Origin of the sequence: Campylobacter sp. BCW_6871 (genome assembly GCF_001762325.1) — a bacterium.
GTDB lineage: Bacteria > Campylobacterota > Campylobacteria > Campylobacterales > Campylobacteraceae > Campylobacter_D > Campylobacter_D jejuni.
Genome location: NZ_MJWQ01000064.1, coordinates 355 through 947 on the forward strand (window position 1 = coordinate 355; position 593 = coordinate 947).

1 pseudogene is annotated in these 593 nt (G+C 27.0%); it reads left to right on the top strand.

What is annotated here, in order from left to right:
• Positions 1–561, top strand: a pseudogene (locus AJ930_RS06795) (tyrosine-type recombinase/integrase); the annotation flags it as partial.
• Between the last annotated feature and the right edge of the window lie 32 nt (positions 562–593).

A 593-nucleotide genomic window follows, 5' to 3' on the forward strand; every position in this document is an offset into this window, starting at 1 on the left:
ATCAGAAGAAAAATTAAATTATCTTAATGAAAATGAAATTATAAGGCTAAATAATGTTTTAGAAAAAGAAAAAGCAAAAAAAGAAGTTTATAATAGTTTTAGAAATTCTTTACTGATAAAACTTATGCTTTATGGAGGACTTAGAATTTCTGAAGCTTTGAATGTAAAACTTTGTGATTTTGAAGAAGTTGATGATGAAATTTTAAAAATATCCATAATAGGCAAGGGCGGTAAAGAACAATTTGCATTTATTAAAAAAGAAGAAGTAGATGATGAGCTTGAATATTTTAAAGAAAATATCCAAGATAGTGATTACATAATGCAAACTAGCACAGGAAAACATTTGAATAGAAGCAATGCTTTTTTGATTGTAAATAATATTTATGCTAAAGCTTTGATCAGCAAAAAAGGACTTCATTTGCTTAGACACACTTTAGCCATGAGATTAACAGCCAAAGGAACAAACCTTGTGGAATTCTAAGACATGCAAAACTAAATACTACTGCTATATATGCCAAAGCAACAAATGATACAATAAAAGCTGCGTTATTGAATAATTAATTTTTCTAAAATTGAGTATTTGCATAGACTTC